At 67.1% G+C, this 17824-nt stretch carries 15 protein-coding genes and 2 pseudogenes; 12 read left to right on the plus strand and 5 right to left on the minus strand.

Annotated features, from left to right (window positions below; genetic code table 11):
* The first annotated feature begins 17 nt into the window (after positions 1–17).
* From ACWDRB_RS18665 to ACWDRB_RS18685, 5 genes are all read left to right on the plus strand, one after another.
* Entirely contained in the window at positions 18–1325 is a 1308-nt protein-coding gene (locus ACWDRB_RS18665) for a sugar ABC transporter substrate-binding protein (RefSeq protein ID WP_449895315.1), read from the plus strand.
* On the plus strand, positions 1322–2251 hold the full coding sequence (locus tag ACWDRB_RS18670; RefSeq protein ID WP_350724721.1) for a carbohydrate ABC transporter permease: 930 nt from the start codon (positions 1322–1324) through the stop codon (positions 2249–2251). Before ACWDRB_RS18665 ends, ACWDRB_RS18670 begins: the two co-directional genes overlap by 4 nt.
* The gene (locus tag ACWDRB_RS18675) at positions 2248–3108 is read left to right on the plus strand and encodes a carbohydrate ABC transporter permease (RefSeq protein WP_363967646.1); all 861 of its coding nucleotides are present in this window, start codon (positions 2248–2250) and stop codon (positions 3106–3108) included. The genes ACWDRB_RS18670 and ACWDRB_RS18675 overlap by 4 nt, the downstream gene beginning before the upstream one ends.
* A gap of 67 nt (positions 3109–3175) precedes the next feature.
* Positions 3176–3937: an IclR family transcriptional regulator gene (locus ACWDRB_RS18680; protein WP_449895317.1), complete on the plus strand. Its 762-nt coding sequence runs from the start codon at positions 3176–3178 to the stop codon at positions 3935–3937.
* 12 nt (positions 3938–3949) lie between these two features.
* Positions 3950–4855, plus strand: a complete 906-nt coding sequence (locus ACWDRB_RS18685) for a 5-dehydro-4-deoxyglucarate dehydratase (protein WP_449895319.1) — start codon at positions 3950–3952, stop codon at positions 4853–4855.
* A gap of 22 nt (positions 4856–4877) precedes the next feature.
* Here the strand turns inward: ACWDRB_RS18685 and ACWDRB_RS18690 are convergent, their stop codons facing one another.
* Both ACWDRB_RS18690 and ACWDRB_RS18695 read right to left on the minus strand, forming a co-directional pair.
* Positions 4878–5321, minus strand: coding sequence for a DUF402 domain-containing protein (locus tag ACWDRB_RS18690; RefSeq protein WP_449895321.1), 444 nt, complete (start codon positions 5319–5321; stop codon positions 4878–4880).
* Positions 5322–5775: 454 nt separating this feature from the next.
* Entirely contained in the window at positions 5776–7245 is a 1470-nt protein-coding gene (locus ACWDRB_RS18695; protein WP_449895323.1) for an aldehyde dehydrogenase (NADP(+)), read from the minus strand.
* A gap of 104 nt (positions 7246–7349) precedes the next feature.
* Here ACWDRB_RS18695 and ACWDRB_RS18700 point away from each other — a divergent pair, with 104 nt between their 5' ends.
* The 3 genes from ACWDRB_RS18700 (at position 7350) to ACWDRB_RS18710 (ending at position 10516) form a co-directional block, all read left to right on the plus strand.
* Positions 7350–8606 carry a glucarate dehydratase family protein gene (locus ACWDRB_RS18700; RefSeq protein ID WP_449895325.1) on the plus strand — a complete coding sequence of 419 codons (1257 nt, stop codon included), beginning with the start codon at positions 7350–7352 and terminating at the stop codon, positions 8604–8606.
* The gene (locus tag ACWDRB_RS18705; protein WP_449895327.1) at positions 8603–9907 is read left to right on the plus strand and encodes a hypothetical protein; all 1305 of its coding nucleotides are present in this window, start codon (positions 8603–8605) and stop codon (positions 9905–9907) included. The genes ACWDRB_RS18700 and ACWDRB_RS18705 overlap by 4 nt, the downstream gene beginning before the upstream one ends.
* A gap of 129 nt (positions 9908–10036) precedes the next feature.
* A complete protein-coding gene (locus ACWDRB_RS18710) occupies positions 10037–10516 on the plus strand; it encodes a DUF402 domain-containing protein (RefSeq protein ID WP_350724708.1) in 480 nt (159 codons plus the stop codon).
* A 245-nt stretch (positions 10517–10761) separates the two neighbouring features.
* On the opposite strand, the pseudogene ACWDRB_RS18715 reads toward ACWDRB_RS18710, so the two are convergent.
* Positions 10762–10935: pseudogene (locus ACWDRB_RS18715) on the minus strand (IS5/IS1182 family transposase); the annotation flags it as partial.
* 266 nt (positions 10936–11201) lie between these two features.
* On the opposite strand from ACWDRB_RS18715, the gene ACWDRB_RS18720 reads away from it, so the two are divergent.
* The gene (locus tag ACWDRB_RS18720; RefSeq protein ID WP_449895329.1) at positions 11202–11993 is read left to right on the plus strand and encodes an aminoglycoside phosphotransferase family protein; all 792 of its coding nucleotides are present in this window, start codon (positions 11202–11204) and stop codon (positions 11991–11993) included.
* A 487-nt stretch (positions 11994–12480) separates the two neighbouring features.
* Here ACWDRB_RS18720 and ACWDRB_RS18725 read toward each other — a convergent pair whose 3' ends face one another.
* Both ACWDRB_RS18725 and ACWDRB_RS18730 read right to left on the minus strand, forming a co-directional pair.
* Complete coding sequence (locus ACWDRB_RS18725) at positions 12481–13122, minus strand: response regulator (RefSeq protein ID WP_449895331.1); 642 nt, start codon at positions 13120–13122, stop codon at positions 12481–12483.
* Positions 13119–14315 carry a sensor histidine kinase gene (locus ACWDRB_RS18730; RefSeq protein WP_449895333.1) on the minus strand — a complete coding sequence of 399 codons (1197 nt, stop codon included), beginning with the start codon at positions 14313–14315 and terminating at the stop codon, positions 13119–13121. The genes ACWDRB_RS18725 and ACWDRB_RS18730 overlap by 4 nt, the downstream gene beginning before the upstream one ends.
* 113 nt (positions 14316–14428) lie before the next feature.
* On the opposite strand from ACWDRB_RS18730, the pseudogene ACWDRB_RS18735 reads away from it, so the two are divergent.
* The 3 genes and pseudogenes from ACWDRB_RS18735 to ACWDRB_RS18745 form a co-directional block, all read left to right on the plus strand.
* Positions 14429–15082 (plus strand): annotated as a pseudogene (locus ACWDRB_RS18735) (ABC transporter ATP-binding protein); the annotation flags it as partial.
* A gap of 62 nt (positions 15083–15144) precedes the next feature.
* Positions 15145–15909, plus strand: a complete 765-nt coding sequence (locus ACWDRB_RS18740; RefSeq protein WP_449895335.1) for an ABC transporter permease subunit — start codon at positions 15145–15147, stop codon at positions 15907–15909.
* Positions 15910–16666: 757 nt separating this feature from the next.
* Entirely contained in the window at positions 16667–17443 is a 777-nt protein-coding gene (locus ACWDRB_RS18745) for an ABC transporter permease subunit (RefSeq protein ID WP_449895337.1), read from the plus strand.
* Positions 17444–17824: the final 381 nt, after the last annotated feature.

The raw sequence follows: 17824 nt of genomic DNA on the forward strand, positions 1-17824 counted from the left end.
GAACGGGAGGCGGTCTGATGTCACGTCGTCTGCTCGGGGTCGCGATGACAGCGACCCTGGCCGTAACGCTGACAGGCTGCGGTTCCGGGGGATCAAGCTCAGACAACGCTCTGGAGATCTGGATCAGGCAGGCGCCCGATTCGGACTCCGCCAAGACGGCGGTGAAACTCGCCGACGCATTCACGAAGGCCAGCGGGGTGAAGACGAAAGTCGTCGCGCTATTCGACGACTTCGAGACCAAGCTCAACCAGCAGGCCGCCCAGAAGAAGCTTCCCGACATTGTGATCAACGACACCGCCCAGCTCGGAAACATGCACTCGCAGGGCTGGCTGCGCGAGATCGACAAGGCCACGCTGGCCGGCGGCGACAAGCTGTCCGACCGCGCGTGGGTGGCCGCGACGGGCAGCGACGGCAAGTTCTACGCCGCCCCGTTCTCCGCCCAGGCCTTCGCGCTGATCGTACGGAAGGACTGGCGCGAGAAGGTCGGCATGGAGCCGCCGAAGACCTGGGACGACCTGGCCAAGCTGGCGCAGGCGTTCACCGAGAAGGACCCCGACGGCAACGGCCAGGCCGACACGGCGGGCTTCGTCATCCCGGCGGGCACCAAACGCGGCTACGCCTCCTGGTACGCCTCGTCCCTCATCTACGCCAACGGCGGAGACTTCATCAAGAGCACCGGTGGCGGCCACTTCCAGTCCACGGTCAGCGACCCCAAGACCGTCGAGGCCGTCCAGTATCTGCAGGACCAGTTCTGCAAGTCCAAGACCGTCAACCCCGGAGCCGTCAGCAACGACACGACCGTCACGCACGAGGTGTTCGAGAAGGGCCAGGGCGGCATCTACCTGGTCGGTCCGTACGTGCTGGCCAGGTTCGTCAAGAGCGTCGGCACCGACAAGATCGAGGTCCTGCCCCTGCCCAAGGGCCCGTCCGGCGGTCCCGGCACCCTCGGCGAGGGCGAGAACGTCTACCTGATGGCCGGCTCCGACCAGCAGGACGCGCAGAAGAAGTTCGCCGAGTTCGCGATCTCCCCTGACGGCCAGAGGGTCGGCATGAACAAGGACGCCAACGGCGCCATCGTCCGCCTGCCCGTCAACACGCAGGTCGACATGGCCGCCGAGCGGCAGGATCCGCGCTGGAAGGTGTTCCAGGACGCCTACGCGAACGCCGTCTACGCCCCGCCCGTGCCGAACTGGGCGCCCATCCGCCAGGACTCGGCCGACTCCATCAACGCGGTCTGGGCCGACTGCTCCTCCAACGTCAAGGCGGCCATGGACCAGCTGAACACCAAGCTCACCCAGGAACTCCAGAGCCAGAAAGCGTCATGACCTCGACACTGACCGAGGCGCGCAGCCGTACGGCGACCCCCCACCGCCGCACCAAGCGGGTGCGGTGGCGGGGGCCGCTGATCACCTGGCTGTTCCTGGCGCCCGCGCTGCTGCTGTTCCTGTACTTCAAGTTCATCCCGATGTTCGTGGGCCTGTGGAAGAGCTTCTTCAAGGTCCAGACGTTCCTCGGTGACGAGTGGCTGGGCCTGCAGAACTATCAGACGATCATCAGCGACGCCGACTTCGCCGCGGCCATCTGGCACAGCATCCTGCTGGCGCTGGGCACCACGGTCGGCTCGCTCGTCCTGGGTCTGGGGTTCGCGCTGCTCATCGAGGGGCCGGCGCGCTACCTGTGGTTCGTGCGCACCGCGGCCTTCCTGCCCGTCGTCACCACGATGGCGGCCGTGGCCGAGGTGTGGCGGATCATGTTCCACCCGGCCGACAGCGGGATGCTGAACGTCATCATCGGCTGGGCCGGCATCGATCCCCAGCCGTGGCTGGCCAGCGAGCACTCCTCCCTGTGGTCGATCATGCTGATGAGCATCTGGCGCGGCACCCCGTACGACATGATGATCTTCCTGGCCGGGCTGGTCGGCGTCGACCGCACGCTTTACGAGGCCGCGGCCGTCGACGGCGCCTCCACCTGGCACCGGCTGCGGCACATCACGCTGCCCGCCCTGCGGCCGGTGTTCTGGATCCTGTTCACGCTGGCCGCCATCCGCGGGCTGCGGGTCTTCGTCGAGGTGTACGTCCTGACGAACGGCGGTCCGAACGGGTCGTCCGAGGTGCTGATGACGCTGATCTACAAGCTCGGGTTCCAGAAGAACGACCTGGGCGTGGCCTCGGCGGGCGGGATCGTGCTGTTCCTGGCCACGCTGGTGCTCACCCTGGTCGCGCAGATGTTGCGCAGGAGGCAGGCGACATGAGGTTCGACAGCGCGCTGGGGCTGGAGTCGCGCAAGGGACCTCTGGCCGTCGGCGGAAAAGTCCTGATTTATAGCTTTATGGTGGTGGTTTTCACCGGGCCGCTGGTCGGGCTGCTCGTCAGCGCCTTCAGCAAGACGCTCGACCCCACCGCCTTCTCCCTGTGGCCGGACGAGTTCACGCTGGAGAACTTCGTCCAGGCCAAGGAGAAGAACGTCTACCTCTACCTGCTGAACTCCTTCATCGTCGTGGGCTTCGGCCTGCTGCTGCAGATGCTGGTGAGCGTCTTCGCCGCGTACTCGCTGGCCCGCAAGAAGTTTCGCGGCATGACGTTCGTGCTGCTGCTCATGCTCACCACGATGATGCTCCCCGAGGAGATCATCGCGATCCCCCTCTCGCTGGTCCTGGCCGACATGCCGCTGCTGCACGTGAACCTCATCGGCACGTACGCGGGCATGATCCTGCCGGTCGGCGCCTGGGGCTTCTCCATCCTGGTCATGACCGAGTTCATGAAGGAGGTGCCGGTCGAACTGGAGGAGGCCGCGCGCATCGACGGCGCGGGGGAAATGCGGATCTTCGCCACCATCATCCTGCCGCTGTGCCGTCCCGCGCTCGGCGTGATCGGGGTGTTCGGCTTCACGATGATCTGGGACCAGTACCTGCTGCCCCTGATCGTCGCGCCCGAGTCGAGCATGTGGACGCTGCCCATCGCGCTGCGTTCGCTCCGCTCCGACGAGGAGGTCGGGATCGGCGTGCTGCTGGCCGCCTCGCTGCTGGCGCTGCTGCCGTCGATCATCGCGTTCCTGGCCTTCCAGCGGCAGTTCATGCGCGGTCTGACAAGCGGCGCCATCAAGGGTTAAGTGTCCATGTATCTGGACGCTATCCCATATCCTGGATGTCAACCCGCAGCAGTAGAGGGGATTGAGTATGGAGCCTCAGCTGGTCAAGTCCGCGGAGCGGACGGTGCGCATCCTGGAGGCCCTGGCCGATTCGCACGACAGCCTGACGCTGTCGGAGCTCCAGCAGCGCACCGGGTTCCCGCGCAGCAGCCTCCATGCCCTCATGCGGACGCTGGTCGAGCTCAACTGGGTCGAGACCGACTCGGCCAGGTCCGCGTTCGGGATCGGGCCGCACGCGCTGCTCACCGGCACCGCGTACCTCGACAAGGATCCCGCGCTGCCGTTCGCGCAGGAGACCTTGGAGGACCTGCGGGCAGAGATCGGCCAGACCGCCCATTTCGCCCGCCGGGACGGCGCGCACGTGCTCTACCTGGCCACCCGCGAGTCACGCGAGGCCGACCACGTGATCCCCAGGGTGGGCCGGCGCCTGCCCGCCCACGTCACGGCGCTCGGCCAGGTGCTGCTCGCCCAGCTCACCGACGACGAGGTCATGGCCATCCTGCCCGACCCGCTGTCCCCGCTCACCGACCGCACCATCACCGACCTGAACAAACTGACCGGCGAGCTCGACCAGGTCCGCACCCGCGGCTGGGCGTACGAACGCGAGCAGGGCACCCCCGGCCTGGCCTGCGTGGCCGTGGCTGTCGACTACCGCATCCCGGCCACGGACGCGATCAGCTGCTCGATGCCCGCGAGGCTGGCGCCCGCCGAGGTCGAGCGGATCACCGAGGCGGCGATCAAACACACCCGCAAGCTGGCTGCCACCCTGCGCAGGGAGGGCATCCGCTAGAAAGGACCGTCGATGCGGCTGGATGGTGTTCTCTTCTTCCCGGTGACCCCCTTCGAATCCGATGGCGACCTCGCCGAACCCGCGCTGGCCCGGCACGTCGCCGACGGAGTCGCGGCAGGAGCGGGAGGAGTGTTCGCCGCGTGCGGCACCGGTGAGTTCAACGCCCTCGACCTCGACGAGTACACCCGGGTGGTGGGCGTCTCCGTCGCCTCCACCGCGGGCCGCGTCCCCGTCTTCGCCGGCGCCGGCGGCCCGCTGCCCGCCGCCAGGGCCATCGCCCGCGCGGCCGCCGCCCAGGGCGCCGACGGGCTGCTGCTCATGCCTCCGTACCTGGTCAGCGGCCCGCCCGCGGGCCTGGTGCGGTACGTACGCGAGGTGGCCGCGACCGTCGACCTGCCGATCATCATCTACCAGCGCGGCACCGCCCGCTTCACCCCCGCAGCCGTCGCCGAACTCGCCGAGCTGCCCAACATCATCGGCTTCAAGGACGGCCTGGGCGACTTCGACCTGCTGCAACGGATCATCCTCACCGTCCGCCGATCCACCGGCAAGGATTTCACCTTCTTCAACGGCCTCCCCACCGCCGAACTGACCGTCCCCGCCTACCGCGGCCTCGGCGTCAACCTGTACTCGAGCGCGGTGTTCGCCTTCGCGCCCGAGATCTCCCTGGCCTTCTACAAGGCGGTGACGGGTGGGGACGAGGTGCTGACGCAGCGGCTGCTGACCGACTTCTACCTCCCGCTGGTGGAGCTCCGCGATCTCGTGCCCGGCTACGCGGTCTCGCTGGTGAAGGCGGGGGCGCGGTTGCGGGGGGCGGAGGTCGGAGGCGTACGCCCTCCCCTGCTGGACCCGACCCCCGAGCACACGGCCTCCCTGGAGCGCATCATCACCACCGGCCTGGCCATAGCCGGTGCCTGACCCACCGGCCCTTGATCCGGCCTCAGCCGACGTCGAAGGGCGGCAGCTCAGCCAGGTTCAGAATGGCTGCCGGCGGGAAGTCCGGCCACGAGCTCGGCGGGTCTTGGTCCAGGTTGCGCAGGTGCTTGTCGATGAAGCGCTGGGCATTGCGCAGAACCCTGACCGCGGTGGCGGCGTCGATGGCGCCGTCCTGCAGCGCTTCAGCGAGCTCGTCGAGGTCCAGGACTTCGTAGCGCCGGCTGAACGGGGGCACGACGATGTCCACGTAGAGGTCGTGGACCACCAGCCGCTTCGGGGCCGCCTCCTCCAGTTCGACCAGGTCGACGTACCAACCGCCTTCGAGTGCGTCGACGAAGGTGACCGGCCTTCGGAGCTGTATCCCTTCGTCGGCGATGACGAAGCAGCGATCGGTCGTGGGGCGGCCGGGAACCCGCCACGGGGGAAGGATCTCGACGTCGTAGGCCACGATGTTGTCGCCTGTTCGGACGCCGGAGCACCATTGCCCAGTGCGGTGGTGGACACGTACCTCTTCAAGGGTCACGGATCGCAGTATGACCGCGTCGGGACGCAGCGCCCGCCCCATGCCAACGCCTGACCTTCACTCCAGCACCGACGCTCAACCCCACCCAGGGCCGGCGCCCAGCCCCACCCCCACCTCATCCCGAAGCCGACACCCGACCCCCGCCCCCGGGCAACCGGACCCAGCCCCATTGCCACGCCGTCGCCATTGGCACGCCGTCGCCATTGCCACGCCGTCGCCATTGCCACGCCGTCGCCATTGCCACGCCGTCGCCCATGGCCGCCTCTCGGCCCACGACCGACCAGCCAGCCTCACAGCCGGCCAGTCAGCCGCACGAAACCATCGCCACGAGCCCTGTCAGCCCGCGACCACCATCACCCCCGCTTCGGGAGTGACCCGCTCACACCTCCAGACGACCGTCAACCCTCCGCGGAACGGACAGCGGGTTGTCGTCCTTGAGCTCGTCCGGCAGCAGCGCCTCCGGCCAGTCCTGGTACGCCGTAGGCGCCAGCCACCGATCGATCGCCGTCGCCCCGACAGAGGTGGACGTCGTGGTCGCGGCAGGCCAAGGACCACCGTGCTGCATCGCCCAGCACACGGCCACCCCGGTCGGCCACCCGTTCCAGATGAGCCGGCCGGCCTTCCTCCCGAGCACCTCGACGACCTCGCCGGCCTCCTCAGGATCGGTGCCGTGGACGGTCGCGGTCAGCGACCCTTCCAGCCGCTCAAGCACGGGCCGCAAATCGGAAATTTCCCGATACGTCACCACGATCGACGCCGGCCCGAAGCACTCCTCGGCGATCCGCGGCAGCTTCTCCTCGAACGTGTCGAGATCGGCGGTGAACACCTTGGGCGTGACCGCCCAGCTCCCCTCCCCAGGCTTGCCCTCGGCCAGCAGCTGCAGCTCGCCCAGCCGCTCGACACCGCCGACGTACCCATCCCTGATCCGCTCGGCCAGCATGGGGCCACCGCTGGTCCCCTCGACCGCCTCGGCCAGGGCCTTGCGCAGCTGGTCACCCTCGGGCACGAACATGAGCCCGGGGTTCGTGCAGAACTGCCCGACCCCCAGCGTCAGCGACCCGGCGAACCCCGTGGCCACGTCCTTGGCCGGCGCGGAGGGCAGCACGACGACGGGGTTGACGCTGCCCAGCTCGCCATAGAACGGGATCGGCACCTCCCGCTCGTCGATCAGGCGCTGGATCGCCTTGCCCCCGGCCACGGACCCGGTGAACCCGGCCGCGACCACTCCGGGGTGCTGCACCAGATCGATCCCCGCCTGCATGCCCTGCACCAGACCCAGCAGGTCGGGGTACGGGAGCGCGTCACGAACGATCTTCGCCACCCGCTCGGAGGTGTTCGGGTGCCCGGGGTGCGCCTTGACGACCACCGGACATCCCGCTGCCAGCGCGGACGCCGTGTCACCACCGGCCACCGAGAACGCGAACGGGAAGTTGCTGGCCGCGAACACGGCGACGACGCCGGGCAGCGCGTGCTTCATCCGCCGCACGTCGGGCCGCGGCGGCGCGAGCGAGGCATCCGCATGATCGATGATGGCCTCGACGTAACCGCCGTCCCTGAGGACCTGGGCGAAGAGCCGGAACTGTCCCGCCGTACGCGCGACCTCGCCGCGCAGCCGTACCTCGCCGAGCGCGGTCTCCTGGTCGGCGAGCTGCCACAGCTCGTCCACGTGCGCGGTGAGCGCGTCGGCGACGGCCTCGAGCGCGAGCGCCCGCTCAGGCGCCGGAGTCGCCCGCCAGGCAGCGCCGACGGCGGCCGCGGCGGAAACGATCAAGTCGACCCCGGCACTGTCGGTCTCCGGCAGTGCGGCGCCAACGGTCCCGCCGGTCCTGGGGTCGTGTCCGTAGATCATCGAAAGGCCCTTCCGAGCTTGACACTTCTTCAGCTTGATTCTTACAGTTGCGGCAACTTGTCCACAAATCTGGCTATTGTTCACATATCTGGACGGCGGTCTAAATGATCATCAGACAGATCCACGTCACCCCTGTCGCCTTCCGGGATCCGCCGCTTCTGAACGCCGCCGGAGTCCACGAACCGTGGGCCCTCCGTACCATTGTCGAGGTCGTCACCGATGAGGGCCTGACCGGGTTGGGAGAGACCTATGGGGACCTCGGGCACCTGGGCAAGATACGCGAGTGCGCGCAGGCCCTGATCGGCCTCGACGTGCACGCCACGAACACGATGTACGCCCGGATCAGCGCGATCGTCGGTCACACGGTGACCGACCTGCACGGACTGACCGGTGCCGCCACCAAGGAGAAGAGCATCGACCGGGTCTTCTCCCCCTTCGAGGTGACCTGCCTCGACATCCGGGGCAAGGCGGCCGGTGTCCCGGTGAGCGACCTGTTGGGCGGCCGTGTCCGGGATGCGGTGCCGTACAGCGCGTACCTCTTCTACAAGTGGGCGGGCCACCACGGCCAGGACCCCGACCGGTTCGGCGCAGCCTTGGACGAATCGGGTCTCGTAGAACAAGCGTCCCTCCTCATCAAGGAATACGGCTTCGAGTCCATCAAGCTCAAAGGCGGCGTTTTCCCTCCCGACCAGGAAATAGCCGCAACCCGCGCGCTTCACGAGGCATTCCCCGGGGTTCCCCTCCGCCTGGACCCGAACGCCGCCTGGACGGTCGAGACCTCGATCCGCGTGGGCCAGGAACTGGAAGGCACCCTCCAATACCTGGAGGACCCCACTCCCGGCATTTCCGGCATGGCGGAAGTGGCCGCCGCCGTCCCCATGCCGCTCGCCACGAACATGTGCGTGGTCACCCATGAACACCTCCCTCCCGCCATCGCATCCCGCGCGATCGGCGTACTCCTCCTGGACCACCACTACTGGGGCGGTCTCGTACGTTCCGCGCACGTCGCCACCTTGTGCGACACATTCGGCCTGGCGCTGTCCATGCACTCCAACTCCCATCTCGGGATCAGCCTGGCCGCCATGACCCATTTGGCCGCCGCCACACCGAACCTCACGTTCGCGTGCGACACGCACACCCCCTGGCAGGACGGCCAGGACGTGGTGGCGCCCGGCGTCCTGCGCTTCGTGAACGGCGCCGTCCCCGTGCCCACCGGCCCCGGCCTCGGCGTCGAGCTCGACCGTGACGCGCTGGCCGTCATGAACGAGCAGTACGAGAAGTGCGGGATCTCCGCCCGCGACGACACGAGTTACATGCAACGCTTCGAGCCCACCTTTTCCGCAAGGAGACCGCGCTGGTGAACGTGGCCTACGTCTACCCCTGGGACATCGTCGGCGACCCCTCCGCCCCCGACCGCCTGGCCGGCCTCGGGGTGGAGGCGGTGGCTCTGGCAGCGAGCTACCACTCGACGAGAGCGGCCACGCCTTACCACCCGTCCCATCGCGTACTCGACGTTCCCTATCCGGCCTTCTACCTGCCGATCCGCCCGGCGTCCTGGTCCCGCCTGGTCCCCGCGACCCCCACCTGGACCCCGGAGGACGCGTACCTCCAGGCCCGAGACGCTCTGAAGGCGGTCGGCCTCCAGGTGCACGCCTGGACCGTCCTGACTCACAACTCCCACCTGGGCACCGCGAATCCCGACCTGGTCGTACGCAACGCCTTCGGCGACCCGTACCCGTACGCGCTCTGCCCCGCCCACGAGGACGTCCTGGAGTACTGCGAGCTCCTGGTCAAGGAGATCCTCACGGTGGGCGAGCCGGACGGCCTCATCCTGGAGGCCTGCGGCCCCATGGGCTTCGGCCACCAGAGCGTCCACGAGAAGACCTCCGGTGCGGACTGGACACCCGCCGACTCGGACCTCCTCTCCCTGTGCTTCTGCACTGCCTGCGCCGACCGCTACCCCGCAGACACCCGAGACAGAGTCCGCGCCACCATCGACCGCACCCACCCCGCACAACCCACCCCAGCCCCCACGGCCGGCACCACCGCCAGCACCAGCACCACGATCGGCACCACGATCGGCACCACCACGGCGGGCAACACCATGGCCGGCGCCACCACGGCCGGTGCCACCACGGCCAGCGCCACAACAGCCGGCACCAGCACCACGGCCGGCACCACGACTCCCAGCACTCACCCACTCACGATCGAACAGGCTCTCGGCGAGCTGACCGACGAGGTCCGCGCCATCCGCGTAGACCTGTCCGACTCTCTCCGCCACCGCCTGATCGCCGTCGCCCGTAGCACCGCCCCCAACACCCCCATCACCCTGCACGCCAACCCGAACCCCTGGGCAGCAGGCGCCTTCGCGCCACTGCCGTCAGGCGAACCGGGAGCAGACGTGCTGGTGGCCAACTGCTGGGGCGACCCCGCCACGGACGCCACCCGCCTCGCCCAGCTCAAGGACCTGTCCACCCCTGGCCAGCGAATCGGCGCCTACGTCCTGGCCCTGCCCCCTCGTCCAGCCGACGCCGCCGCCCTGGCCGACCAACTCCGTACGTACGCCAAGGCAGGCGCGACCGAGTTTCACCTGTACCACGCCGGTCTGGCCTCCCCACAGCGCCTGGCCGCCATCACAGAGGCCCTACGTCAGCACGCCTAACGCGACAAACCCAGCCACCCGAACTCCCGCCGAGAACCGAACTCCAGGGTCCTGCGCAATACGCAGGGCCCTGAACGCTGAAGCCCTCGCACCGTAGATAAGTTGCCATACGTGACCAATGTGCGAATTGTGTACCGAAAGTACGGCGGAGCGCTGCACTGGAACCACCCCGGCCAACTGCTGGGCGAGGACGAACACGGAGTCTGGGCCGAAGTCCCCGGCGGAACGGTCGCCCGCAAGGGCGAGGGCCCACCGGTCACGTGGGAGACCACTGCGATCATGCTGTTCCCTCGAAACGCCTGGTGGACTGCGTCCTTCAACGCACCACCCCACCGAAGCGAGATCTACGTCGACGTCACGACCGTTCCCGAGTGGAGAGACGGCGAGGTGACGATGCTCGACCTCGACCTCGACGTGATCAGGATGCGAGACGGCCGGCTCATCCTCGACGACGAAGACGAGTTCGCCGAACATCAGGTCCTCCTGGGCTATCCCCCCGAGCTCATCACCCAGGCAGAAGCCACTGCCCGCTGGCTACTCGACGCAGTAGGCCACAGAAAGGGCCCATTCGGCGGCGCCCACCTCGAATGGCTCACCAGAACCACCTGACCAACTCACCACCAACTAAAAGAACCCGCACCGCCACGCCTTACAACCACCGAGAAAAACCACACCAAAATATCCACCAACAACCCCTTTTCATCTCTATACGGCACGGGCAACGCGCCGACCGTGAAGCCCAGCGACGACCTTGCAGAGATGCTCAACCTTGAACGGGCTACAGCGAAGCCTCTACAACCTGGGCCTTTCGCGCGCTCGTCGAGACCGCGGAGCTTGGCGTGGACGCAGCCGCCCTGGGCGTAAGTGTCGCCGTTGCGCAGGTGGGCCGGCACCAGTAATGCCTGCTGGCCAGAGGTGAGCTTGCGCCATCGTGAGCCGCCGGCGGTGCGGTGGCGGCGGCGGATGATGCCGGCGAGGTGGGCCAGGGAGCGGCGTGACACCGGTACTGCGGCGCGGTAGAACAGCACACGAAGCTCCTGAAATGGCGTTGCTCTTGGTCGACAACCCATCTACCAGGGGCTTCGCTATTTGTGATCAAGCCGGGTGATCCGCAATCGGGTCATGACCTGCGCATTCAGATGAGAAATACCAGGCTGCTCGATCCGTCAGCGGTCAGTGGCGTGCACAAGGCCGCCGGGCAGGCCCACGCCGCCGGCGCCGGAGTGGATCAGCCGCGCAGTCGCACACGATAAACCCGGTGACATCGATGGTCATCCCCGCGATAATCGCCAAGGTGGAAGAGGTCGAGGTCGAGGTCGAGGTCGAGGTCGAGGGCGAGGTCCAGGTCGAGGGCGAGGTCCAGGTCATCGTCGCCCATAACGAGCGCGCAACCCTGCGTGTCGGTGACGTGTTTCTGAAGATCGACTCCGATCAGACGCGCACCGACGTCGAGGTCGAGGCGATGGCGATGGCGCCGATCCCGACGCCGGAGGTCCTGTGGCGGAAACCGCCCGTGCTCGCGCTCGCCGCCCTCCCAGGCACGGCACTCGGCCGCCTCGGCGAGCCGTCGACCGCGTCGCCGGCGGCGTGGGCCGCGGCGGGTGCCGCCGCACGGATGCTGCATGACGCGCCACTGCCGCCATGGCCTGGTCGGAGCCTCGACGAGGTCGCATCGCACCTCGACGTCGAATGCGAGTGGCTCATCACGAACGGCGTCCTTCCCACCGACCTGGTCACGCGCAATCGCCAGGTCGCCGAGGCTGCGCTCCGGCCGTGGACACCGGTGTTCACGCACGGCGACCTGCAGATCACCCACGTGTTCGTCGACGGTGACGAGATCACCGGCGTGATCGACTGGTCCGAGGCGAGCCGGGGCGATGCCCTGTTCGACCTCGCCACCTTGACGCTCGGACACGAGGAGCACCTTGGCGACGTCGTCGCCGGCTACGGCACCGACGTCGACCTCGACGTGATCCGCGCGTGGTGGTCGCTGCGAAGCCTGCTGGCGATCCGCTGGCTGGTCGAGCACGGCTTCGACCCGTCCTCGCCAGGCTGCGAGGTCGACGTCCTGAGATCCCGGCTGTAAGGCGCCACGAGCCCGACGGCTACGAGTGCCGTTCTGCCGCATCAAGCGGGCCATCTCCTGAAGCGCGTCGCCTTCCGGACCAACGAGGTCACGGTCCTCGAAGATCCCCAGCAGTCGGTCGGCGACATCGGCAGCCGACGCACGACTCGAGTCGAAGCTGCGCCTCAGCTGAGGACCAGCAACTGCCTCAAATAGACCCAGGATGAAAAGCCTCACCACCGCCCGGCACTCACCACCGCCCGGCAACTCACCACCGCGCCGCATCCCACCACCGCGCCCCACCGCACCACCGCCCGGCACTCACCACCGCGCCGCATCCCACCATCACGCCGCACTTCACCACCACGCCGCATCTCGCTATGACGTCACCCGAGACCCTGGCCCTCGAGACCTCGGCCAATTCCTCAAACAAGGCCGCCAATATCGCCCTAGCAAGCGCTGACAGCTCCAACATCAGCTCCGGGACTCGGCGCCGGCGCGCGCGAATTTAGCCCGCAGCGGAAACGAGCCCACTCTCATATGCCGCGATAACAAGCTGTGCCCGATCCCGAGCCTCCAATTTGGCCAGCAACCGAGTGATATGAGTCTTCACCGTAGCCAAGCTCACCTGAAGATATTCCGCGATCTCCCCATTGGACAAGCCGCGCGCGATCAACATCAGAACCTCGCGCTCCCGCTCCGTTACCCCGTCCAACCCCTTTACCCGAGGCAGAACCGGTGTACGCGTGAACTCCTCAATCAGCCTGCGCGTAACCGTAGGCGCCAACAAAGCTTCCCCACTCGCGACCACGCGGATAGCGGCGAGCAGATCCGCAGGCGGCGTGTCCTTCAGCAGGAATCCGCTAGCCCCAGCCCTCAATGCGTCATAGACATAAGAATCGAGGTCGAACATCGTCACGACAAGCACTCGGGAAACATCCCGGAGACGCCGAGTGGCCTCGATCCCATCCATTTCGGGCATTCGAACATCCATAAGCACGACATCCGGCCGCTGCTCCAAAGCAACGGTAACAGCCTCCACCCCAGTGGCCGCCTCACCGACAACAGCCAGATCCGGCTCGGAGTCCACAAGCACGCGAAAACTTCCCCTGAGCAACGCCTGATCGTCGGCGATAACGACCCGGATCACGAGACCTCCTCATAAGGCAGTTCGGCGAAAACACGAAACCCTCGGCCAGAAAGGCGCCCGGCTTCAAACGTCCCGCCGTACATCATGACCCGCTCCCGCATTCCGATCAGACCATGCCCGGTGCCGGCAGCAGACGACGTACGACTGCCAGTCCCGTCATCCACCACCTCGATCCGTACTTTCTTGCCATCAGCGACCACGGAAACCCGGCAGCGAGCGCGCGCGGCGTGCTTGATGACATTCGTCAGCGCTTCCTGCACGATGCGATAAACCGACAGCCCCACGCCCTCAGGCATCCGCCCTCGCCTGCCGGGCTCCCCTTCTCCGTCTCCATCGCCGTTCCCGATCCGTACCTCGAGCCTGACCTCGACCCCGGCCAGCCGAGCCTGCGCCACCAGCCCTTCGATCCCCGCCAGACCAGGCGCGGGGACAAGGTCGGGCTTGGATGAAGATCGAAGCACACCGAGCAAATAGCGCATCTCAACCAGCGCACTCCGGCTGGCCGTCTCGATCACACGCAGCGCGTCGTGCGCCTCATCCGGCCTGGTCGCCATCACGTGATTGGCCACGCCAGCCTTGACGGCGATCAATCCCACGCTGTGTGTGACCACATCGTGCAGCTCGCGAGCGATCCGTAAACGCTCCTCCGTCACCGCCTGCGCCGCCAACCGCTCAGCGTCGCGGGCCGCGTAGAGCCGGCGCTCCTGCACGGCCCGGCCGACCGTCCAAGCGCCGCCCAGCGCTGCGATCCCCATGAGTGGCTGGTCGAGATGCAACAGCCATCCCGGAGCGGTGTCACGCGGCGCACCCGCTAGAGCCAAGCCAAGGACTGTGACCAGGCTCAACCCGCCGATGGCCGATGTCGGGACCACGGCCCCGAACCTGTCGGAGAGGGCGACTATATAAAGCGCGTACGCAGGCGCGAGGTAGGCGAACCCCACGGCGTCGACCAGCGCGGCGAAGACGGCGACCACAAGCGTGAAGCAGAAGACGGGCAGGGGCCACAGTCTTCGCAGCCCCAGCGGCAGCCCCAGCCAGCAGGGGATGGCGATCCTCATCCAGGGCGGCAGCGCGGTGGCGTTCACCGCCACCGTGAAAGAGACAAAGGCAAAGCACATCCCCGCCGCCAGATCGAGCATGATCAGCTGGCCACGGCTCAATCGCCTGGCGAAGAAGGGATGGGTGTCGTCCACGCGTTGAACGGTAGCCGCTGCGGCGGTCTCCTCACGTCAACCCAGGGTCTGACCTTGAGATTCGAACCGTGGTCCGACGCGCGGGCGGCCCGCCGTCCCGCATCCTTTACCGCGTGATCGAACTCCAGCACCTCACGAAGCGCTACGGCGGCACCCTCGCCGTGGACGACCTGTCGTTCAGGGTCGAGCCGGGTCACGTAACCGGCTTCCTCGGCCCCAACGGCGCGGGCAAGTCCACCACGATGCGCCTGATCCTCGGCCTCGACGCCCCGACCTCCGGCCAAGCACTGGTCAACGGGCGCCGATACACGTCGATCGCCAAGCCGATGCACGAGGTGGGCGCCCTCCTCGATGCCAGTGCCGTCCACGGCGGTCGCAGCGCCTACAACCACCTGCTGTCCCTGGCCCGCACCAATGACATCGGCCCTACACGAGTGGCCGAGGTGCTCGACCAGGTCGGCCTGGCAGGCGTGGCCCGAAAACGGGTGGGCGGGTTCTCACTCGGCATGAAACAGCGGCTCGGCATAGCGTCGGCGCTGCTCGGCGATCCGGCCGTGTTGATGTTCGACGAGCCAGTGAACGGCCTGGATCCAGATGGTGTGCGCTGGATCCGCGACCTCATGCGTTCTCTGGCCGCCGAAGGTCGCACGATCCTGCTCTCCAGCCATCTGATGAGCGAGATGGCCCTCACCGCCGAGTGCATCATCATCGTGGGCCGCGGCAGGCTGATCGCCGAGGCCACCGTCGCGGAGCTGACAGCGCGCTACCCCTCGCTAGAAGACGCCTACATGGCCCTGACCGCCGGAAGCGTGCAGTACGGAGCGTCCCGATGAAAGCGGTCCTCTCCGCCGAATGGCTGAAGCTGCGCTCAGTGACCTCCACCTACCAGACCCTGGGTACGGCGGCCCTCACAGCTCTCCTGGGCGTGGCCTGGACCCTCTATGTGAGCGGCCTGGCCGACGAGCGAGGCGAGCTGCGGGCAGCGGCCCCAGAGCAGGGCTTCCTTCCGCTCGTCCAGATCAGCCTGGCGGTGCTGGGCGTGCTCGCGATCACTTCCGAGTACGCCACGGGGACGATCAGCACCAGTCTGATCGCCGTCCCGAAACGCGGCACATTACTTCTGGCCAAGGCCGGCATCGTCGGCCTGGCCACGTTGACAGCCGCGAACGCGGTCCTCCTGGTCACATATTCGGCGAGCCGCTTGATAGCGAGCGGTCACGAGCTGGGCTTCAACAACACCTCGATCACCGACGACCTGCCCATGCTGCTCGCTTCCGGCCTGTCGGTGACCGCCCTGGCACTGGTAGGCCTCGGCCTCGGCACCGCGATCCGCTCAACAGCGGGAGCAATCGGCTCGATCGTGGCATTGCTGTTCGTGCTCCCAGGTGTCGTCAACTACTTGCCCCCGCCCTGGAACACCCGCGTGGCCACGCTCCTCCTACCGAACCTCGTCCCCCAAATAGCCGACCAGCGCCTCTCCTCGCGCTTGGGCGACGGTCTTCTGCCTCCCTGGGCCGCACTTGCCGCCCTCCTCGCCTATCCCCTCGTCGCCCTCGCCATCGGCTACTACCAACTCAGCCGCAGAGACGTCTGAGTCCTCGCTTCCCTTTCCAGGACGAACACCACAGACGCCGCCACACAAACGAGACAAGCTCCGACAGAGCGCCATCAGCCCCGAAACGAGCACCCATGCAGGCGCGCTCCCACGCGAACCGAAATACCCGTAGGAGCATGCGGCGCCAGAAGTGACACGAGCATCCCCTACGCCACGATCGAGCAACCGCAGACGCACTCTCACCACGGAAGCGCGGGCCGCGAAGCCGCCCTCACCGCTGGCGCGCGAACGGCGAAGCCCACTCTAAGCACTGGAGCAAGGACACCAAAGCCCGCTCTCACCAAATGAGCAGCCAGTGAAACGAACGCTCTCGCCCGAAGGACGCACGAGCGTTCGAGCATCCCCCACCAAGAACCAACGACCATGAACGCCCCAACCGCGGCAACAACGCGACCGAGCACGCTTTCGCCCTACGAAGGGACGCTCATATGAGCATCTCCCAGCAGCAGGAAGAGCCACTTGCGTAAGCGTTTCCCGGCGGAGCCGCGGCACGCTCTCGCTCAAAGTTCTTCAGTAAGCGCTATAACGACGGCCGCACGAGCTTCCTCACCATCACCTGACCGAACGTTCCCACACCACAGCAATGGCTCTGGAACGCAAGGCCACACGAACGCTCCTGCCCCAGGAACAGGCATAACGGAGCATTTCCCTCACGAACGGACCAACCCCACATGACCACACTCATCCGAAGAATGGGTACCCGCATCGGCATCCTCAGCTCGGAGCGGACGGAAGCATGAGCGTTCTTACCTCGGAATGGCTGAAGGTACGTTCCCTCCGCTCCACGCACCTGATTCTCAGCCTCAGCCTAGGCACGGTTGCCTTGGGGTTCGGGCTCGCCATGATGGCCGCCAACATGTACGACACCGCCCCCGCCGCCCGGCGACCCGGCGCTCGGATCGCGGATCTGGAGGAGGTGATCGTGATCGTGCCCCAACTGTGCACGGGCATCCTGGGCACGCTTGCCATCACTTCCGAATACGTGACCGGCTTGATCAGAACGAGCTTGACCATCGTCCCGCGTCGTTGGCCCGTCCTCGTCGCCAAATCCGCCATTGTCGGCACGCTGGGCCTGATCATCGGCTTGGTGACAGTCTTCGGCACCTACTTCGTCACCCGATGGGTGATAGGCGACCGCTTCTCCGGCGCATACACCGACGCCTTCATGGACCGACTGCCACTCCTCACTGCCATCAGCCTCACAGTGCCTACGTTCGCGTTGCTCGGCTTGGGCTTGGGCGCGCTCTTCCGTTCGACCGCCGCCTCGATCGCCACCTTGGCCGGCCTCGTCTACGTGATCCCCATAATCATCGGCAACATCCCGGAGCCATGGAGTGAACGCCTCGGCTCTGTGATGATCGGCGCACTTCCCCGCGAAATCACGGGCGAGCTGATCACCACATCGGTATACGGCTCCCTCCTGTCTCCCGTAGCGGCCGCCGCAGTGCTGGTCGCGTACGCCGCGTGCCCGTTGGCAGTGGCCATGTGGCTGGTAGGCCGGAGGGACGCCTGAGATGTCCACCCTGGGGCCTTTGATGCGACCACTCCATCACCACGTCAGGCCGAGCGCCACTTCTCTCCTCAGACGCGCCTGGCAACTCGTCCGCCGCATCATCGGTCTCCCAAGAACACGCCGTAACACCGTCGCAGCGAGACCCACAGGACAAGCAAGCGTGCCCGTTCACCAGGCACGGAGGCGCCGACGGGATCCATGGGCTCCCCGTTTCCTGGCAAGGCGAGAAAGACCAGTCGTCCGCAACATCCGATCCGACCAGCGCACCATCGGTCTGCCGCGCACGAAAGCGCCAGAAGAGCTCAACCGTCTTCGACGAACGCCCAACGAATCGGGTCGCTCACAACACCGCCGACCCTTTGCAGCCAAGGTTCCTGCCAC

The organism is Nonomuraea sp. NPDC003707 (assembly GCF_053587055.1).

Coding starts and splice junctions, on each gene's coding strand:
- ACWDRB_RS18665 (WP_449895315.1), top strand. CDS start 18: ATGTCACGTCGTCTGCTCGGGGTCGCGATGACAGCGACCCTGGCCGTA.
- ACWDRB_RS18670 (WP_350724721.1), top strand. CDS start 1,322: ATGACCTCGACACTGACCGAGGCGCGCAGCCGTACGGCGACCCCCCAC.
- ACWDRB_RS18675 (WP_363967646.1), top strand. CDS start 2,248: ATGAGGTTCGACAGCGCGCTGGGGCTGGAGTCGCGCAAGGGACCTCTG.
- ACWDRB_RS18680 (WP_449895317.1), top strand. CDS start 3,176: ATGGAGCCTCAGCTGGTCAAGTCCGCGGAGCGGACGGTGCGCATCCTG.
- ACWDRB_RS18685 (WP_449895319.1), top strand. CDS start 3,950: ATGCGGCTGGATGGTGTTCTCTTCTTCCCGGTGACCCCCTTCGAATCC.
- ACWDRB_RS18695 (WP_449895323.1), bottom strand. CDS start 7,245: ATGATCTACGGACACGACCCCAGGACCGGCGGGACCGTTGGCGCCGCA.
- ACWDRB_RS18700 (WP_449895325.1), top strand. CDS start 7,350: ATGATCATCAGACAGATCCACGTCACCCCTGTCGCCTTCCGGGATCCG.
- ACWDRB_RS18740 (WP_449895335.1), top strand. CDS start 15,145: ATGAAAGCGGTCCTCTCCGCCGAATGGCTGAAGCTGCGCTCAGTGACC.
- ACWDRB_RS18745 (WP_449895337.1), top strand. CDS start 16,667: ATGAGCGTTCTTACCTCGGAATGGCTGAAGGTACGTTCCCTCCGCTCC.